The 13,434-nt window shown below is 71.1% G+C and carries 11 protein-coding genes; 7 read left to right on the forward strand and 4 right to left on the reverse strand.

Translation table 11 applies throughout. The features are described from left to right. Genes fadD4 through G6N16_RS04065 form a run of 7 tightly spaced genes read left to right on the forward strand, consistent with a single transcriptional unit; the run spans position 1 to position 8,607 of the window. Positions 1 to 1,524 carry a fatty-acid--CoA ligase FadD4 gene (fadD4, locus tag G6N16_RS04035; RefSeq protein ID WP_083031022.1) on the forward strand — a complete coding sequence of 508 codons (1,524 nt, stop codon included), beginning with the start codon at positions 1 to 3 and terminating at the stop codon, positions 1,522 to 1,524. Further along, entirely contained in the window at positions 1,521 to 2,480 is a 960-nt protein-coding gene (locus G6N16_RS04040) for an enoyl-CoA hydratase/isomerase family protein (protein WP_083031024.1), read from the forward strand. The genes fadD4 and G6N16_RS04040 overlap by 4 nt, the downstream gene beginning before the upstream one ends. Beyond that, positions 2,477 to 3,424: a MaoC family dehydratase gene (locus G6N16_RS04045; protein WP_083031025.1), complete on the forward strand. Its 948-nt coding sequence runs from the start codon at positions 2,477 to 2,479 to the stop codon at positions 3,422 to 3,424. Before G6N16_RS04040 ends, G6N16_RS04045 begins: the two co-directional genes overlap by 4 nt. Positions 3,425 to 3,435: 11 nt before the next feature. Next, the gene (locus tag G6N16_RS04050; protein ID WP_083031027.1) at positions 3,436 to 4,644 is read left to right on the forward strand and encodes a CoA transferase; all 1,209 of its coding nucleotides are present in this window, start codon (positions 3,436 to 3,438) and stop codon (positions 4,642 to 4,644) included. Further along, positions 4,638 to 5,993, forward strand: a complete 1,356-nt coding sequence (locus G6N16_RS04055) for an amidohydrolase family protein (protein ID WP_083031029.1) — start codon at positions 4,638 to 4,640, stop codon at positions 5,991 to 5,993. The genes G6N16_RS04050 and G6N16_RS04055 overlap by 7 nt, the downstream gene beginning before the upstream one ends. Before the next feature lie 9 nt (positions 5,994 to 6,002). After that, positions 6,003 to 7,172, forward strand: coding sequence for an alpha/beta hydrolase (locus G6N16_RS04060; RefSeq protein ID WP_083031030.1), 1,170 nt, complete (start codon positions 6,003 to 6,005; stop codon positions 7,170 to 7,172). Positions 7,173 to 7,185: 13 nt separating this feature from the next. Next, entirely contained in the window at positions 7,186 to 8,607 is a 1,422-nt protein-coding gene (locus G6N16_RS04065) for a WS/DGAT/MGAT family O-acyltransferase (RefSeq protein ID WP_083031032.1), read from the forward strand. Here G6N16_RS04065 and fadD12 read toward each other — a convergent pair whose 3' ends face one another. The 4 genes from fadD12 to G6N16_RS04085 form a co-directional block, all read right to left on the reverse strand. Next, the gene (gene fadD12, locus G6N16_RS04070) at positions 8,608 to 10,236 is read right to left on the reverse strand and encodes an acyl-CoA ligase FadD12 (protein ID WP_083031033.1); all 1,629 of its coding nucleotides are present in this window, start codon (positions 10,234 to 10,236) and stop codon (positions 8,608 to 8,610) included. A gap of 4 nt (positions 10,237 to 10,240) precedes the next feature. After that, complete coding sequence (locus tag G6N16_RS04075; protein WP_083031063.1) at positions 10,241 to 10,984, reverse strand: lysophospholipid acyltransferase family protein; 744 nt, start codon at positions 10,982 to 10,984, stop codon at positions 10,241 to 10,243. 132 nt (positions 10,985 to 11,116) lie between these two features. Continuing rightward, positions 11,117 to 12,025, reverse strand: a complete 909-nt coding sequence (locus tag G6N16_RS04080) for an alpha/beta hydrolase (RefSeq protein ID WP_083031035.1) — start codon at positions 12,023 to 12,025, stop codon at positions 11,117 to 11,119. A gap of 11 nt (positions 12,026 to 12,036) precedes the next feature. Further along, positions 12,037 to 13,326, reverse strand: coding sequence for an alpha/beta hydrolase (locus G6N16_RS04085; RefSeq protein WP_083031036.1), 1,290 nt, complete (start codon positions 13,324 to 13,326; stop codon positions 12,037 to 12,039). Positions 13,327 to 13,434 lie beyond the last annotated feature (108 nt).

Here is a 13,434-nt window from a genome sequence, read left to right on the forward strand (position 1 = left end):
ATGCAGATCCGCGAGCACTGCGCGACACCCCAGGCAGCGGCGAAACCGGCGGTCGTCATGTACCCGTCGGGCACCGTGGTCACCTTCGGGGAGCTGGAGGCCCGCGCCAACCGGCTCGCGCACTACTTCCGGGCCAACGGGCTGCGCGAGGGCGACGTCGTCGCGATCCTGATGGAGAACAACGAGCACTACCACGCCGTCATGTGGGCGGCCCGGCGCGCCGGCCTGTACTACGTCCCGATCAACACCCACCTCGCCCCGGCCGAGGCCGCCTACATCATCGACAACAGCGGTGCCCGTGCGGTGATCGGCTCCACTGTGCTGGCCGACACCCTGAACGCGCTACCGGATGACCTCGAGAGGACGCCCGACCTGCTGTTGGTGGTCGGCGGAACCGTGGCGGGCTGGCACAGCTACCCCGAATGCGTGGCCGATCAACCCGACACCCCGATCGACGACGAGATCGAGGGCGACCTGCTGCAGTACTCCTCGGGCACCACCGGCCGGCCCAAGGGCATCAAACGCGAACTGCTGCACGTACATCCGTCGGAATCCCCCGGGCTGATGGCAATGCTGATCCAGTTCTGGATGCACCCCGACGCGGTCTATCTCAGCCCCGCGCCGCTGTATCACACCGCGCCGTCGGTGTGGAGTATGCAGGCCCAGGCCGGCGGCATCACCACCGTCATCCTGGAACGGTTCGACGCCGAGGGCTGCCTGGACGCCATCGCCACCCACCGGGTCACCCACGGGCAGTTCGTCCCGGTGATGTTCACTCGCATGCTGAAACTGCCTGCCGCCGTGCGGAATTCCTACGATATCTCCAGCCTGCAGCGGGTCATGCACGCCGCCGCCCCGTGCCCGGTGCCGATCAAGCAGCAGATGATCGACTGGTGGGGGCCGATCGTCGACGAGTACTACGCCTCCTCCGAGGCCATCGGATCCACCCTGATCAGCGCGCAAGAGTGGCTGGAACACCCGGGCTCGGTCGGCAAGGCCGCGCTGGCCACCATTCACATCCTCGACGAGAACGGCGTCGAACTGCCTCCCGGGCAGGCCGGGGAGATCTACTTCGAGGGCGGCCACGACTTCGAATACCTCAACGACCAGGCGAAGACTGCGTCCTCGCGGGACCGGCACGGCTGGCGCACCGTCGGCGACGTCGGCTACCTCGACGACGACGGCTATCTCTACCTGACCGACCGGCGGCACCACATGATCATCTCCGGCGGGGTGAACATCTACCCGCAGGAGACGGAGAACATGCTCGTCAGCCACCCCCGGGTGGCCGATGCCGCGGTGTTCGGCATTCCCGACGACGAGATGGGCCAGTCGGTCAAGGCCGTCGTGCAGACCGTCGACCCGGCCGACGCGACCGACGAATTCGGCGCCGAACTGCTCGGTTGGCTGCGAGATCACCTGTCGCACTACAAATGTCCGCGGTCGGTCTCCTTCGAGGCGGCCCTGCCGCGCACCGACACCGGCAAGCTCTACAAGCAGTCGCTGATCGACAAGTACTCGTGATGCGGGTCGTCGACCTTGCCGCCGAACCCGAGCCCACCGACCACACCACCGCCGGGGAGATCGTCGTCGGAATCGGCGACCCCGGCGCTCCGGGCGCCGAATACTGGCTGGACACAGCGACGTTCACCCTCGCCGAGGCGCACACCGCCGACCGGCGGGCGATCACCGTCGAGTCCGTCGACGACGCTGTCTCGGCGCTGCGGGCGCGGGTCGCCCGCTGGCCGCACGCCGCGACGGTGTGCGCCGACGTGCTGCGCGGCTTCGATCCCGCCGCCGATGCACTGGCCGGCGTGATCACCGAATCACTGGCCTACTCGACCCTGCAATCCGGCCCGGAGTTCGCCCGCTGGCTCGCCGAACGCGGGCCGGCCCGGGCTCCCGAGGACACCGGCGACCCGGTCCTGGTCGAACGTGACGGCGACACCGTCACCATCCGGTTCAACCGGCCGGGCCGGCACAACGCGTTCTCCACCGCCGCCCGGGCCGCGCTGCTCGACGGGCTGCGGGTGGTGCTGGCCGACCCGAGCGTCGAGGCGCTGGTGTTCACCGGCAACGGGCCGTCGTTCTGCAGCGGCGGCGACCTCGCCGAATTCGGCACGCTCGCCGACCCCGCGTCGGGCCACCTGGCCCGCACCCGGCACAGCCCGGCCCTGGCCCTGGATGCCGTCACCGCCCGGCTGGGCCGCGCGGCCCGCGCCGAGATCCACGGGCGGGTGCTCGGCAGCGGATTGGAGATGGCCGCCTTCTGCGGGTGGGTGGTCTGCGACGACACCGCGGTGCTGGGCCTGCCCGAGCTGAGCCTGGGACTGCTGCCCGGCGCCGGCGGAACGGTCAGCATCACCCGGCGCATCGGCCGCTGGCGCACCGCGTACCTGGTGCTGTCCGGGACCGACATCGACGCGCCGACCGCGCTGTCCTGGGGACTGGTCGACGAACTATCGGAAGGACGGGCATGACGCAGAACCGCGAAGGCGGACCCTATTTCGACGACCTGACCCGCGGCCAGGTGTTCGACACCGCACCGTCGATGACGCTGACCACCGGCGTCGCCGCCGTTCACCAGTCGATCCTCGGGGACCGGCTGCGACTGCCGCTGGACGCCGAGCTGTCGACGGCGGTGGCCGGCGGGCCGGTCGCCCACCCCGGTCTCGTGTGCGACGTCGCGATCGGCCAGTCCACCCTGGTCACCCAGCGGGTGAAGGCCAACCTGTTCTACCGCGGGCTGCGCTTCCACCGGTTCCCGCTCATCGGCGACACGCTGAGCACCCGAACCGAAGTCGTCGGCCTGAAACAGAACTCACTGCGCCCCGGGCGCGCGGCCACCGGGCTGGCCGCGCTGCGGATGACCACGACCGACCAGGACGGCCGGTTGGTGCTCGACTTCCACCGCTGCGCCATGCTGCCGCTGAGCGCGGAGCTGCACTCCGGGCACGCCGATGACCTGTCGACCATCGGTTCCGACGACGACGGGCCGGACCCGACGGCCGGCTGGGATCTCGGCGCCTACCGCCGGCTGGTCCCCGCCGTCGCCCCGCGCGGTGTGGAGATGACCAGCACCCCCGACGTGGTCAGCAGCGCACCGGAGCTGGCCCGGCTCACCCTGAATATCGCTGCAGCGCACCACGGTTCACAGCGACTGGTGTACGGCGGGCACACCATCGGCCTGGCGCTGGCGCAGGCGGCCCGGCTGCTGCCGAATCTGGTCACCGTGCTGGATTGGGACTCCTGCGACCACACCGGTCCCGTGCACGAGGGCGACGTGCTCTTCAGCCGGGTCCGGGTGGAAGCAGCCGCCGAGTCCGGTACCGGCGGCAAGATACTGACCCTGCGCTCGCTGGTCTACGCCGAAGACGACGAACGTCAGGTGCTGGACTGGCGCTACCGGGTCCTGACCGCCTGACACGCGGGACAATGAGCGGCGTGGACGACGCGGTGACGGCATGGGCGGCCAGCGGGCTGGCCGCGCTCACCGGACCCACCGACGGGCCCCCGGACTTCAGCCGCGCCCCGATCCTGGCCGCCGCCACCGACCTCGCCCCGGACGCGGCGACGCTGCTGACCGGGCGCGCCGGACTGCTCGGGGTGCGCCGGCGCGGCCGGATCAGCGCCGGCGGCGCCACCCGTCTGCTGGCCACGCTTGACGGCTGGGTGGCACTGACCCTGTCACGCCCCGATGACATCGCGGCCGTACCCGCCCTGCTGGAAGCCGACGCCGTCGACGCCGACCCGTGGCCGGAGGTGACGGCCTGGGCCGCCGGCCACCGCGCGGGCGAGATCGTGGCACGGGCGGTGCTGCTGGACCTGCCGGCCGCGGCGCTGGGGGAGACCACCGCGGCGCCACCGCGGATCCGGCAGTGCGGGCGCCGCGGGACGCCCCGGGCGGTGGCCGGGCTGCTGGTGGCCGACCTCACCTCGATGTGGGCCGGGCCGCTGTGCGCCCGCCGGCTGGCCGACGCGGGAGCGACCGTCGTCAAGGTGGAAAGCCCCCGTCGGCCCGACGGCACCCGCGCCGGCGACCCGCGCTTCTTCGACTGGATGAACGCCGGAAAGCTTTCCTGCACCACCGATTTCGACACTGACGCCGACCGGCTGCGGGCACTGCTCACGGTTGCCGACGTGGTGCTGGAGGGATCCCGGCCGGCGGCGCTGGCCCGGCGCGGGCTCGGTCCCGAGGACATCCCCGGCCCGCCCGGCCGGGTATGGCTGCGCATCACCGGTCACGGAGACGGCTCCGTCGAAGGTCGCGTCGCCTTCGGCGAGGGTGCAGCTCGCGTCGCCTTCGGCGACGATGCGGCCGTCGCCGGCGGGCTGGTCGGGCGGGCCCCCGACGGGTCGCCGGTGTTCTGCGGGGACGCCATCGCCGACCCGCTGACCGGTCTGGCCGCCGCGGCGGCCGTCAGCGAAGCACTGACCCGCGGCGGTGGTGAACTGATCGAGATCTCGATGGCCGCCGTCGCCGCCGAATACGCCGCACAGCCGTCCCTGCCGCAGGGCTATCCGCCGAACCCGCCGGTCGCCGCCGACCCCACCGCGCCGCCACCGGCCGCCGCCGCCTCTGCCCTGGGCGCCGACAACGCCGCGGTGGATGCCCTGGTCGCCGCCCGGAGCACCCGATGCTGATCACCCGTGCCGCCCTGCCGGACGGGCGCACCGTCGACATCCGGTGCACCGACACCCTCACCGCGGTCGCCCAGCGGCTCGACCCCCGACCGGGCGAGGACCTGCTCGACGCCGCCGGCGCCCTGGTGCTGCCCGGCCTGCACGACCACCACAGCCACCTCCGGGCGGCCATCGCCGCCACCGCATCGGTACCCGTCGGCCCACCGCGGGTGCGCAACCGTGCCGCGCTGGCCGTCGCGCTGGCCGCCGCGCAACCCGGCCCCGACGGCTGGATCCGAGCCATCGGCTACCACGACTCGGTCGCCGGCCCGCTGGACGCCGCCGCGCTCGACGCCCTGGTGCCCGATATCGCGCTGCGGGTGCAACACCGCAGCGGCGCGCTGTGGATCCTCAACACCGCCGGGCTGCGGCGCCTCGGCCGCGGCGGGCACCCCGACGGCCGGTTCCACCGAGACACCGAGGAACTGCGGCTGCCGCCCCTACCGCAGGACCCGGAACCGCTGAGCCGGCGGCTGGCCTCCTACGGCATCACCGGCATCACCGACGCCACCCCCGGCCAGAGCGCCGCCGACCTGGCGGAACTGGCGGCCCACGCCCGCACCGGCCGGCTCGTGCAGCGGCTGCACGCGATGGCGCCGGCCGGCACCCCCGCGGTCGACGGAATCACCCTCGGACCGGCCAAACTCATCCTTGACGACACCGATCTGGACCTGGACCGGATCACCGACTGGATCGCCGACCAGCACCGCCACCGGCACCCGGTCGCCGTGCACTGCGTCACCGACGCGCAGCTCGTCGTCACCCTGGCGGCGCTGCGCAGCACCGGCACCGCGCCCGGCGACCGCATCGAACACGCCGCCGTCGTCCCGCAGGACTGCCTGGACCAACTCGCCGAGGCGGGCGTCACCGTGGTCACCCAACCCAACTTCGTCGGCGAACGCGGCGACCAGTACCGCGCCGAGATCCCCGATGACGACCAGTCGGACCTGTGGCGGCTGGCCAGCCTGCGCGACGCGGGCGTGCCCGTCGCCCTGTCCACCGACGCCCCGTTCGGCGACCCCGACCCGTGGGCCGCCATCCGCGCGGCGGTGCACCGGCGCACCGGCTCCGGGGCGGTGCTGGGTGCCCGGGAACGGGTGTCCGCGGCCACCGCGATCGAGCTGTTCTGCGGATACCCGCAGGCCCCAGCCCGGCCGCGGACGCTGAGTCCCGGTGAACCCGCCGACCTGTGCGTCCTGTCGCTGCCGCCGGCGGAGGCGCTGTCCGAGCTGGATTCGGCGATGGTCGCCGCGACGGTGATCGCGGGGAAACTGTGTTATTCGGCGGGCTCGGACACCCGCCCAGGGTAGGGTCGCGCCATGTGGTCCCGTGCATCCAACATGCTGGCCGTCGATCCCGTCGAGCTGCTGGACGCCTCGGCCAAGTTGCCCGTCGTCGGCCCGTTCTTCGGCCAGCTCAGCGGCTACACCGCTATCGGCATGTGGGCCGGCCGGCACGCTCCGGGCATCGTCGGGGCGATCAGCAAGTCTTGGACCACCCCCAACCGCGGCTTCATCCGCCAGGCCGAGCGCGCCCGCACCCGCGCGGTGTCCGACGCCGCGCTGCGCGGGCTGGTTCCCGATGCGGACCTGGACATCGAGTGGCCGCGCACCGACTCGGTGCCGCCGGTGCTGCGGGCCGGTGAACACCTGCGCAACCGCTACCGCACCTCCGTGCGCTACGGCGACGACCCCGAGCAGGTGCTCGACGTGTGGCGCCGCAAGGACCTGTCCGGGCCCGCCCCGGTGATGATCTTCGTGCCCGGCGGTGCGTGGGTGCACGGCGGACGGATCCTGCAGGGCTACGCGCTGATGTCGCACCTGGCCGAGATGGGCTGGGTGTGCCTGTCGGTGGAGTACCGGGTGGCTCCCGGCCACCCCTGGCCGCGGCACATCCGCGACGTCAAGGCCGCCATCGCCTGGGCCCGCGCAAACGTGGACCGCTTCGGTGGCGACCGCGGGTTCGTGACCATCGCCGGCGCGTCGGCGGGCGGGCATCTCGCCGCGCTGGCCGGCCTGACCCCCGGGAACCCGGTATTCGAAACGGAACTGGCCCCCGGATCGGACACCTCGGTGGATGCCGTGGTCGGCATCTACGGCCGCTACGACTGGGAGGACCGGTCCACCCCCGAGCGGGTCGGCTTCATGGACTTCCTGGAACGGGTGATCGTCAAGCAGCGGGTCGAAGCCGCTCCCGAGCTGTACCACGATTCGTCGCCGATCGCCCTGGTGCACGCCGACGCCCCGCCGTTCTTCGTGATCCACGGCAGCGGGGACAACATCATCCCGGTGCAGCAGGCCCGCGACTTCGTGGCCGCGCTGCGGTCGGTGTCGACATCGATGGTCGGCTACGCCGAATTGCCCGGCGCCGGACACGGTTTCGACATGACCGACGGCGTCCGCACCCCGGTTATGGCCACCGCCGTCGGGCTGTTCCTGGAACAGGTACGACGGCAACCGGCGGACCTGGCGGCCCGAACCGCCATCTGAGCGGGCTGAGGAGATGAAGCGACTCACCGGCTGGGACGCGTTCCTGCTCTACAGCGAAGCGCCCAACGTGCACATGCACACCCTCAAGATCGCCATCGTGGAACTCGGCGACCTGGGCGAGCGGACCTTCGGCGTCGAGCAGTTCCGCGAGGTCATCCGCGGCCGGCTGCCCAAGCTGTACCCGCTGCGCTATCAGCTCGTCGACATCCCGTGGAAGTTCCATCACCCGATGTGGCGCGAACACGTCGAAGTGGACCTCGAATACCACATCCGGCCGCTGCGGCTGCCCGCCCCGGGTGGGCGGCGCGAGCTCGACGACGCGATCGCCGAAATCGCCGGCACCCCACTGGATCGCAGTAAACCGCTGTGGGAGATGTACTTCGTCGAGGGTCTGGAGGGCGGCCGGATCGCCATCGTCAACAAGATCCATCACGCACTAGCCGACGGGGTGGCCGCCGCGAACCTGCTGGCCTACGGGATGGACCTGCGCACCGGGCCGATCGGCGCCGAGGTCGACGACGCCATCGACCCCCCACCGACCCGGCGGCAGCTGATCCGTTCGGCATGGTCGGACCACTTCCGCCACCTCGCCGAGGTGCCGTCCACCATCGGCTACACCGTCGCCGGCCTGAACCGGGTGCGCCGCAGCTCCCGCAAACTCGCCCCGGACCTGACCCGGCCGTTCACCCCGCCGCCGAGCTTCATGAACCACGTGCTGACCCCCGAGCGGCGTTTCGCCACCGCCTCGCTGTCGCTGGCCGACATCAAGGAAACCAAGGCGCACCTGGATATTTCAATCAACGACCTGGTGCTTGCCATGTCGGCGGGGGCGCTGCGCAAACTGTCGCTGCGCTACGACGGGCACGCCGACTCTCCGCTGTTGGCGTCGGTGCCGGTCAGCTTCGACTTCTCCTCGGACCGGGTGTGCGGCAACTACTTCACCGGTGTGATGATGCCGGTGCCGATCCACCTCGAAGACCCGCTGGAGCGGGTGCGCCAGACGCACGAGGATGCGCTGCTGGCCAAGGAGACCAACCTGCTGATCGGCCCGGAACTGGTCAGCAGGTGGTCGAACTACATGCCGCCGGCCGCGATGGAATCGCTGTTTGCGTGGCTGTCCAAGATCGACGGGCCCAACAAGGTCCTCAACCTCAACATCTCCAACGTCCCGGGGCCGCGGGAATACGGCCGCGTCGGTGAGGCGGTGGTCTCCGAGCTGTACAGCGTCGGCCCGGTGACCGCGGCCGCGGGCTTGAACATCACCGTGTGGAGCTACGTCGACCAGCTGAACATCTCGGTGCTGTCGGACCTGGACACCGTCGAGGACGCCCACGAAGTCACCTCGGCCATGGTCGACGAGTTCGTCGAGATCCGCAGGGCCGCCGGTCTTTCCGAGGAGCTCACTCCGGTCCCGTTGGCGATGGGGCCGGCGTAGCTAGTCCGGAACCAGGTCCTGCAGTTCTCGGCGGGCGATCTTGCCGGTGATGTTGCGGGGCAGTTCGTCGAGCACCACGATCGACCGCGGCACCTTGTAGTTGGCCAGGTTGTCCCGCACGTGCTGCTTGAGGACCGCCTCGGCACCCTCGGCATCGGCGCCGGAATTCAGCACCACGAACGCGACCAGCCGCTGGCCGTACTCGGCGTCGTCCACGCCGAGTACCGCGGCCTCGGAGACGTCATCATGGCCGGTCAGGATCTTCTCCACCTCGATCGGGTAGACGTTCTCGCCACCGGAGACGATCATCTCGTCGTCCCGGCCGACGACGAAAAGCCTGCCCTCGGAATCGAACCGGCCCAGGTCCCCGGATGCCATGAAGCCCTCGTGGAAATCCTTGGTGCTGCCCGAGGTGTAGCCGTCGAACTGGGAACCGTTGCGCACGAAGATCTGTCCGACCTCGCCGGCGGGCACCTCGTGGAAATCGGCGTCCAGGATGCGCACCTCGGTGCCGACGGCCGGTCGCCCGGCGGTGTCCGGGGCGGCGCGCAGGTCCTCCGGCGTGGCCGTCGCGATCATCCCGGCCTCGGTGGCGTTGTAGTTGTTGTAGATCACGTCACCGAACTCGTCCATGAACCGGATCACCACATCCGGGCGCATCCGCGACCCGGAGGCGGTGGCGAACCGCAGGGTCCGCCCGGAATACCGGGCGCGCACGTCGTCGGGCAGATCCATGATCCGGTCGAACATCACCGGCACCACGCACAACCCGTAGGCGCCGTGGGTGTCGACGAGGGCCAGGGTGGCCTCCGGGTCGAACCGGCGGCGGGTGACGATGGTGCACGCCATCGAGGCCGCGAACACCAACTGCGAGAAACCCCAGGCGTGGAACATCGGCGCCGCGACGACGACGGTCCGGTCAGTGTGCCACGGTACCCGGTCCAGGATCGCCTTGAGCTCACCGAGACCACCACCGGAATGCTTGGCGCCCTTGGGGGTTCCGGTGGTACCCGAGGTCAGCAGAATGGTCTTGCCGGGCGCGGCCGGAGCCTGCGGGCGCTCGCCGGCGTGATCGGCCAGCAGCTTCTCGACGGTCTCCTCGGAGGTGTCCGGGTCCTCGCACCACGCGAGGATCCGCTCGGCGTCGCGCTCGGCGGTGGCCGTCTCGACGATGCCGGCGAACTCCTCGTCGTAGATCAGCACGTCGACGTTCTCCCGGGCCACCACCTCCGCCAGCGCCGGACCGGCGAAAGAAGTGTTGAGCAGCAGCGTGTTTGCGCCGATGCGGGTGGAGGCGATCAACGCATCGACGAACCCGCGGTGATTGCGGCACAGGATGCCGACACACGCCGCGCCGCGCTGCTGCAGTGCCGACGCCAGCGCGTCCGCGCGCCGGTCCACCTCCGCGTAGGTCAGTTCCCCGAGTTCGTCGATGAGTGCCACCCGCTCCGGTGCGCGCTGCGCCGACATGGCGAAACCGCTTGTTACCGAAAGCCCTTCGCGCTGCGCGGCGGCCATCACCTTCAGGTACTTGTCCGGGCGCATGGGGGCGATCACCCCGCCGCGGACCATGGTGTTGATCAGGCCGACGGCGCCGGCGACGCGGTCGAGCCCCGGAATGGCGACCATCGGATCAGCCGATCACCGGGAACCGGCGCTCGGCCGCCAGCTCGTCGAGCGCGGCCTGCATCACCGAGCGGACATGCGCGTCCACCTCGTCGACGTCGGGATCCTCGCCGAACTGCGCCACGATGTCGATCGGGTCCAGCACCCGCTGCACGATCTTGGTGGGCAGCGGCACGTTGAGCGGGACCACCGCCGAGAGCCCGAACGGGAAGCCGAAGGACACCGGCAGGATCTTCGCGCGCAGCAGCTTGTCCAGCCGCAGCAGCTTGGCCAGGCCGGTGCCGCGGGTCAGGTAGACCTGGGATTCCTGGCCGCCGATGCCGACCAGCGGGACGATCGGCACGCCGGCGTTCAGCGCGGCGCGGATGTAGCCGGTGCGGCCGTCGAAGTCGATGGTGTTGCGCGCGGTGGTCGGCCGGTAGGCGTCGTAGTCGCCACCGGGGAACACCACCACCAGCCCACCCGAGCGTAGCGCCTCGTCGGCGTTGTCGTGGTTGGCGTGGATGAAGCCGGTCTTGCCGAAGAACTCACCGGTCGGCCCGGCCAGCACCAGGTCGAAGGTGAGGGTGTAGATCGGCCGGTCGTAGCCGAACTGCTGGTAGAAGTCGGTGGCGAACACCGGTACGTCCATGGCGAACATGCCGCCGGAGTGGTTGGACACCACCAGGGCCCCACCGGTGGCGGGCACCTTCTCCAGGTCGTACACCTCCGAGCGGTGGTAGCCCTTGATCAGCGGCCGCAGCACGCTCATCACCTTGGCGGTCAGGCCCGGATCCCACTTGGTGATCTCGCCGGCCGGCAGGGTGTCGTCGGATGGTGTGGTGTCGTCACCGTCGGTGCTGCTCACCGGCCCCCCTCGCGGGTTAATTGGAACGTGTTCTAGTTATGGTATCGGACGCTCGTGCAGCAGGGTCGTGCGCAGCCAGTCGCACTGATCGTCGAACCAGCGCCGCACCAACTCGGTTCCCGGCGCCAGGCCGTCGAACCCGTGGAAGGCTCCGGGCACCACGGTGACCTCGCACGGCACCCCGGCGCGGCTCAGCGCGTCGGCGTAGGCCAGGTCCTCGTCGTGGAACAGGTCCTGGTTGCCCACGCCGATCCAGGTCGGCGGTAGTCCGGCCAGATCGGTGCGGCGGCCGGGCACCGCGATAGCGGGATCGGCGTCGCCCAGATAGCTGCGCCAGCCGAAGGCGTTGCTGCGCCGGTTCCACAGCCGTAGCCCCGGCGGCTGCGGGCAGTCATCGTGGGAACTGCGGTCGTCGAGCATCGGGTAGACCAGCAGTTGGCCGGCCAGCGCGATCTCGGCGCGGTCGCGGGTGTGCAGGGCCAGCGCGGCGGCCAGGCCGCCCCCGGCGCTGGCGCCGCCGATGGCGATCCGGCTCGGGTCGACGGCCGGCAGCCTCGTCAGCCAGCCCAGACCCGAGTAGCAGTCGTCGAGACCGGCCGGGTACGGGTGCTCGGGGGCCAGCCGGTAGTCCACCGCGGCGACCACGATCCCCAGCCGCTCGGCGAACCGCCGGCACAGCTCGTCGTCCATGGCGGCCGTGCCGATCACGTAGCCGCCGCCGTGGATCCACAGCAGCGCCGGCGCGGGTGCCGTCTGGTTCGGCGGGCGGTGCAACCGGACGCCGATGCCATCGGACGTGGTCAGCACGGTGACGCCGCGCGGACGCCGTCGGCTCATCCGCTCGGTGGCCGCCCGCACGATCGGGATGGTCCACGGCCGGACCGGGGCCTTCGGGGCCAGTCGGGCGGCGCGGCGCAGTTCGGGGTGGATATCGGTGACGGACATCGTCCTACACGCTAACCGGCGGCTTCGGCTTCGGCTTCGGAATCCAGCGGCGCCTCGGTGACGTCACGCCCGGTCACCGCCATGCCCCGCACCCAGTCCAGGAACCGGGCGATCGCGACCGCGGTGTAGTGCCCGTGCGAGGACCCGAAGATGTCGAATGCGTGCTGGGCGCCGGGGATCTCGGCGTACACCACCGGGGCCTGCGACACCGGTTCCAGCGCGGCGACGAAGTCGCGGGCCTCCTCGACCGCGATCAGCGAGTCGTTGGTGCCGTGCAGCACGAAGAACGGGGGAGCGTCGGGCCGGATGTGGTTGATCGGGGAGGCGTCGCGGTAGATCTCCGGATGCGTGCGCCAGTCCTTCTTCATCACCAGCCAGCGCAGCAACACCTTGACGAACGGGCCACGGCCCACACCCTCGGTGCTGACCATGTCGTAGCGGCCGTAGACCGGGACCGCGGCGACGACGGAGGTGTCGGCGTCCTCGAAGCCGGGCTGCCACTGCGGGTCGTTGGGCGTCAGGGCGGCCAGTGCGGTCATGTGGCCGCCCGCGGAACCGCCGGACAGTGCGATGAAGTCCGGATCGCCGCCGTAGTCGGCGATGTTCTCCTTCACCCAGGCCAGCGCGCGTTTGACGTCGACGATCTGGTCCGGCCAGGTGTGCAACGGCGACACCCGGTAGCCGATCGAGACGCACACCCAGCCCTCGTCGGCCAGGTGGCCCATCAGCGGGTAGGCCTGCGGGCGGCGCATGCCGATCACCCAGGCGCCGCCGGGGATGTTGACCAGCACCGGCGCCTTGGCGTCCGGGCGGAGGTCGCGGCGGTGCCAGATGTCGGCGCGGTTGGCGCGGTGCGGCCCGTAGCGAACGGTGTCGGCTCTCTCCACGTAGCGGCGTCGCGCGGAACCGGCACGGAAGAGACCGGCGGCCAGCCGGATCCGGCTGGGCCGGACCACCGCTTTGTAGTTCTCGCCGAGGGCGTCGCGCAGCGGTTCCTCGTAGTAGGGCATCGAGCGCAGGTTGCGCTGGTGGACGAACGCCAGCAGGACCCAGGACACCGCGGTCAGCGCGATGGCCAGCGGACCGGTGCGACCGTTGAAGTCGCCGCGGCGCCAGCGCCGCAGGGTGTCGATGACCGACGCGGTGCCCAGCCAGGGGGCGAGTTCGCTGGCCGGCCAGCCCAGGAAGAACACCGGGATGGCGTTCCAGCTGTCGCGGGTCAGGGGGCGAACGGCGTTGGCGGCGTTGGCCAGTTCGACGACGGCCCGCAGCAGCGGGCGGGGCCGGTTGCGTTTGCGCACGGAGGGCCTTCCTTTGGTTCGTCCCGATGCTACCGAGTCGGTGCCGCGCGCGAACGGGTCGGTGACCGGCGCAATGGGGCCCGCTCAACTTTACGAACATTGCCTATT

Origin of the sequence: Mycolicibacterium insubricum (genome assembly GCF_010731615.1) — a bacterium.
Lineage (GTDB): Bacteria > Actinomycetota > Actinomycetes > Mycobacteriales > Mycobacteriaceae > Mycobacterium > Mycobacterium insubricum.

Coding starts and splice junctions, on each gene's coding strand:
- fadD12 (WP_083031033.1), bottom strand. CDS start 10,236: ATGGTCGCCATTCCGGGGCTCGACCGCGTCGCCGGCGCCGTCGGCCTG.
- G6N16_RS04080 (WP_083031035.1), bottom strand. CDS start 12,025: ATGTCCGTCACCGATATCCACCCCGAACTGCGCCGCGCCGCCCGACTG.
- G6N16_RS04060 (WP_083031030.1), top strand. CDS start 6,003: ATGTGGTCCCGTGCATCCAACATGCTGGCCGTCGATCCCGTCGAGCTG.
- fadD4 (WP_083031022.1), top strand. CDS start 1: ATGCAGATCCGCGAGCACTGCGCGACACCCCAGGCAGCGGCGAAACCG.
- G6N16_RS04065 (WP_083031032.1), top strand. CDS start 7,186: ATGAAGCGACTCACCGGCTGGGACGCGTTCCTGCTCTACAGCGAAGCG.
- G6N16_RS04050 (WP_083031027.1), top strand. CDS start 3,436: ATGAGCGGCGTGGACGACGCGGTGACGGCATGGGCGGCCAGCGGGCTG.
- G6N16_RS04055 (WP_083031029.1), top strand. CDS start 4,638: ATGCTGATCACCCGTGCCGCCCTGCCGGACGGGCGCACCGTCGACATC.
- G6N16_RS04045 (WP_083031025.1), top strand. CDS start 2,477: ATGACGCAGAACCGCGAAGGCGGACCCTATTTCGACGACCTGACCCGC.
- G6N16_RS04075 (WP_083031063.1), bottom strand. CDS start 10,984: ATGAGCGTGCTGCGGCCGCTGATCAAGGGCTACCACCGCTCGGAGGTG.